We start from the raw sequence: 4017 nt of genomic DNA, 5'->3' as shown, positions 1-4017 counted from the left end.
ATTGGGCCTGTGGTAGTGGCGCTCTGATCAGCGCGCCTGGGCGGGGAAGCACTTCCCGTTGCCGGCGGCGGGCGATAAGGTTCTGGGCTGCCAGCCCGCGGACGCCTGCGATTTTTCTCCCAGGTTTCCCGCTCTTTCTTTTGCTTACGATTCTAGGAGGGTGGGGCGCTGTTGATGAGCCCCCAAATGGGTGATGGGCGCTTGTGCCATGAAGCTGCCATGGCACCCGCGAACACCCCCTGGACCGTCCATGGCGCGCCCGCCTCCGGCTCGATTGCCATCGATGCGGCGCTGACCCTGTTGGGCACACCCTACAAGCTGATCGATGGCGCCACTTGGGCCGACAGTGCGGCCCGCGAGCGCGTGGCCCCGCTGAACCCGCTGCGGCAGATAACCACCGTGGTGCTGCCCGGTGGCGAGGCCATGACCGAAAGCGCCGCCATCCTGATCCACCTGGCGGACCTGCACCCCGAGGCGCGCCTGGCGCCCGGGCTGGCCGACCCCCGGCGGGCCCGGTACCTGCGGTGGATGGTGTACGTGTCCTCGGCCATCTGCTCCCTGCACTGGATCAAGCCGGACGTGGGCCGCATCGGCGTGCCGCCGGCCGCGCGCGATGGCGTGGTCCACGCCGTGCACGAGCGCATCGCCTTGTGCTGGACCCACATGGATGGCCAGTTGAGCCCGGGAACCTACCTGCTGGGCGATGAACTCACGGTGCTGGACCTGTATGTCACCGTGGTGTCCCGCTTCGGTCCGTGGCGGCAGCGCTTCTGCGAAGTGGCGCCGCGCATGGCGCCCGTGGTGCAACGGGTGGACAATGAGCCGCGGCTGCAGGCGTTCTGGCGCGACCGGTTTCCGCTGGATGGACAATGAGCGCGCTCGTCCGCCGGCCTGACTGCCGACCCCGCCGATCACCCCCGCCACACCCTGGACCCCCACCACCATGCTGAGCTACATCACCCTGGGCGCCAACGACATGCATGCGTCCGAGCGCTTTTACTCTGCCTTGCTGGAGCCGCTGGGCTACCGCAAGCGGGCGGACAGCGAGGGCCTGGAATTCTCGCTGCCCGCCGCAGCCAGCGATGGAGGCCCCTGTGTGGTCTATGTCAAGCCGCCGTTCGATGGCCAGCCGGCGACGGTGGGCAACGGGTCGATGGCGGCGTTCCGTGCCGCCTCGCACGACAGCGTGCGGCAGGTGCATGCGGCGGCGATCGCCGCTGGCGGCAGCGACGAAGGCCCGCCGGGCTTTCGCGCCGCCTACAGCAAGAATTTCTTTGTCGCCTATGTCCGCGACCCGGTGGGGAACAAGATTGCGCTTTTCTGCAATGGTGAAGCGGCTCTTCGGGGCTAAGCCCTCTGGCGCCGCAGCTCCCGATGCCAGCCTGCGGATCACCGTGACCCGGCAGGCCTGCTGCGCCGCCGATGACCAGATGGGCCCGCTGGAGGCCGTGTACAACCTGGCGCAAGACGCCACCCTGGCCGAGTTGCTGGAGCGCATCCAGGCATCGAGATTCCTGCAGTTCTCATCCACGCACAACCGGCTGTCGGGCGAGGTCGATGGGGTGTGCGTGGTGGAGGTGTTCGCGGGTTGGGGCCGGAGGCCGCAGTTCCATGCGGACCCGAAGGCGCCGGTGGGCGCGGTCATCGGGCCGCGGACGCTGGATTTCTGCTTTCGGCATGTCTGAGAACCTGTTCAAAGTCTTTTTGCAGCCGCGTTGGGGCGCAATCGGGATGAGTGGATGCTTCGGGTGCGCCGCATGGGCTCGTGCCCAGGCAAGCAGCCGGGGCGTCCAATCGCCCGATTTCGCCCCAACCCTTCGGGCAAGTGCCTTTTGCCTTCGGCGAAACCTTCGGTTTTCGGGCGTTCTGCGGCGTTGCGGCGCTTGCCAATAGCCGAGCTATTGGCTGCACACCGCGCCTTGCATTCCATCCCGACAAGGAGCTTGCGCGGCTCCAAAAAGACTTTGAACAGGTTCTTGGGGCGGCGGGCGCAGCGCCGTCTTGCCAGAACCGCTGCGCTCAGCTGTGCTGCCTGCTGCTCAGGCCGCGTCGGGCTGAAGCTGCACGTCCCAGGCTTCCACGATTTCGGCCAGTTTCGGGCTGCGCTTGGTGCCGATCTGCAGGCCTTGCGCTATCGCCGCAACGATGTGCTTGGCACCCAGGTCCATGCTGGGGGGCGCATCGGTGGAGCTGAGCACGTCCCTGGCCCGCAGCAGGAGCACGCCGGCCTCTGCAATCAGATCGCTGCGGTCGCCGCTGAAGAAGTCATCGCCGATGGGCTTGTGCTTGTCCAGCCGCGCCTTGATCGCGTCGGAAAAGAGATCGGGCACGGCCTTGTGGAGGCTGAGGAAGAACTTTTCGTTCGCCTGCAGCGAGCTCAGGGTGTGCCGGTACCTGGTGGGCAGGTGCGGCGCATAGGTCCGGATGGCTGCCGCCAGCTCCTGCTGGGCGCCGACCCGGGCGGCGACCCCGGTGGGGGACTCGAACGCTTCCCTGACCAGCGCGAGCTTGGCCTCTGAAGCCAGGAGCGCCGCGCGCAGCTGGGCGACATGCTGTTCATAGCGCACCCTCGTGAAGGCCGTACCCTCGTTGAGTTCGTACAGCTTCCAGCTGAGCGCGCCGCAGGCCGCCAGGGCGGCAACGATCACGAAGATCACGATAAGCGCTGTGGACATTTGGGGCCGGATTGGTGGGGGAGGACGGCGCAAGCATACAGGGTGTGCCGATTGGGTGGTGCGCAGAGCGCCGGTGTGCGGCTGCGAACCGCGCGTGCGTTACGCCCCGCCTGGCGGCTGCCATGCCTGCCCTGGGTGGTTGGCGTACCAGGTGCGCGCGTCGTGCTGGCTGAAGATGGTGGTCCACTGGCCATCGCGCTTGAAGGCGGCACCGCCCCAACTGGCGAGCAGCAGCACGCCGTCACGCGCGGCGAGGTTGCCGCCCACGTGCTGGAATTCGTGCTCGACGTCCTCGGGCACTACCAGGTGGTCACCTTCCAGCACCAGCAGGCCCTGGTGCGTGCCTGCCCAAAGCCGGTCCTCGTACCAGACCAGGTCCTGGATGGGGAAGGCCAGCCGCACCTTGATGTTCAGCCTCTGCCACTGGTCGCCCCGGCCGCGAAAGAGGGTGGTGCCGGCGGCGATGTAGACGTTGCCATCGCCCGCGCAGCACACGGCAGACAGGCCCCACTTGCTTGGGAAGCGCCGTTTGCGCCACTGCGTTCCGTCGAAGTGCCATACGTCCCCGGGATCACCCACGGCGTACAGGTCATTGGCATCGAAGCGGTCGAAGTCTTCGAAGCTCATGCCCTGGGGCTTGGGGATGGGCTCGCCCAGCAGCTCCCAATGGCCTGGGGCTTTGCGCACGAACACCTGGCGGGTGGTGGTGCAGGCCATGAGTTCGGCACCGAAGCTTTTCGCACGCTTGATGCCACCAGTCATGGGGCCGCCCTCGGCAAAGGGCGCCATGCGCGGCTGAAAGCCGTTGCCGCCACTCACGTCCTTCATCCACACCCTGGACTGGGAGTCCACCACGGCAATCCGGGATTCCGGCGCATGCACCATGGCGCACATGCTGCGACCCAGCCCCGTCAGGTGCATGTGGCCCCAGGGCTGGTCGGGCTGGTTCAGGCGCAGCACGAACAGGCGCTTGGCCATTTGGCCCTCCGAAGGTCCGCCCCTGCGCTGGCGCGCGGCAGGCATCTGCGTGGCGTCCTCGCGGGCCAGGATGTAAAGGGTGTCGCGGTCCTGCACCTCGCAGTCGATGGTTAGGGCGTGTCATCACCCATTTCGCCCCCGCGCTGGCCCCGGCATGCGGATGGATGCGCGAAGCGCGGCGCAGCCAATAGCGGGCTATTGGCAAGCCGAGCGACAAAGCAGACGCCGCTTGCCGCGGCCAGCCCGGAGGGAAAGCCTGCAGCGCGGCGCATTGCGGCGTTGCCCATCGGTTTGGGATCGGTGCGACCCGGCACACACGGCGCCATTCACAGCACCCCGCGGCAGGCTTTCGCGGGGGCGGAAA

At 67.4% G+C, this 4017-nt stretch carries 5 protein-coding genes; 3 read left to right on the top strand and 2 right to left on the bottom strand.

Going from position 1 to position 4017, the window contains the following annotated elements:
• Nucleotides 1–219: 219 nt before the first annotated feature.
• The 3 genes from ACK59X_RS31335 (at nt 220) to ACK59X_RS31325 (ending at nt 1685) form a co-directional block, all read left to right on the top strand.
• Nucleotides 220–873 (top strand): glutathione S-transferase family protein, encoded by a 654-nt coding sequence (locus ACK59X_RS31335; protein WP_409962835.1) that lies wholly within the window; start codon nt 220–222, stop codon nt 871–873.
• Nucleotides 874–943: 70 nt separating this feature from the next.
• Nucleotides 944–1351: a VOC family protein gene (locus tag ACK59X_RS31330; RefSeq protein ID WP_409962833.1), complete on the top strand. Its 408-nt coding sequence runs from the start codon at nt 944–946 to the stop codon at nt 1349–1351.
• On the top strand, nt 1326–1685 hold the full coding sequence (locus ACK59X_RS31325; protein ID WP_409962832.1) for a hypothetical protein: 360 nt from the start codon (nt 1326–1328) through the stop codon (nt 1683–1685). The genes ACK59X_RS31330 and ACK59X_RS31325 overlap by 26 nt, the downstream gene beginning before the upstream one ends.
• A 354-nt stretch (nt 1686–2039) precedes the next feature.
• Here the strand turns inward: ACK59X_RS31325 and ACK59X_RS31320 are convergent, their stop codons facing one another.
• Nucleotides 2040–2675 (bottom strand): hypothetical protein, encoded by a 636-nt coding sequence (locus ACK59X_RS31320; protein ID WP_409962830.1) that lies wholly within the window; start codon nt 2673–2675, stop codon nt 2040–2042.
• Nucleotides 2676–2774: 99 nt separating this feature from the next.
• On the bottom strand, nt 2775–3749 hold the full coding sequence (locus ACK59X_RS31315; RefSeq protein ID WP_409962828.1) for a hypothetical protein: 975 nt from the start codon (nt 3747–3749) through the stop codon (nt 2775–2777).
• Between the last annotated feature and the right edge of the window lie 268 nt (nt 3750–4017).

Origin of the sequence: Acidovorax sp. (assembly GCF_046339755.1) — a bacterium.
In the GTDB taxonomy this organism is placed as follows: Bacteria; Pseudomonadota; Gammaproteobacteria; order Burkholderiales; family Burkholderiaceae_C; genus Acidovorax.
Note: the sequence above shows the minus strand (reverse complement) of the source record. Positions and strands in the feature narration are given on the sequence as shown.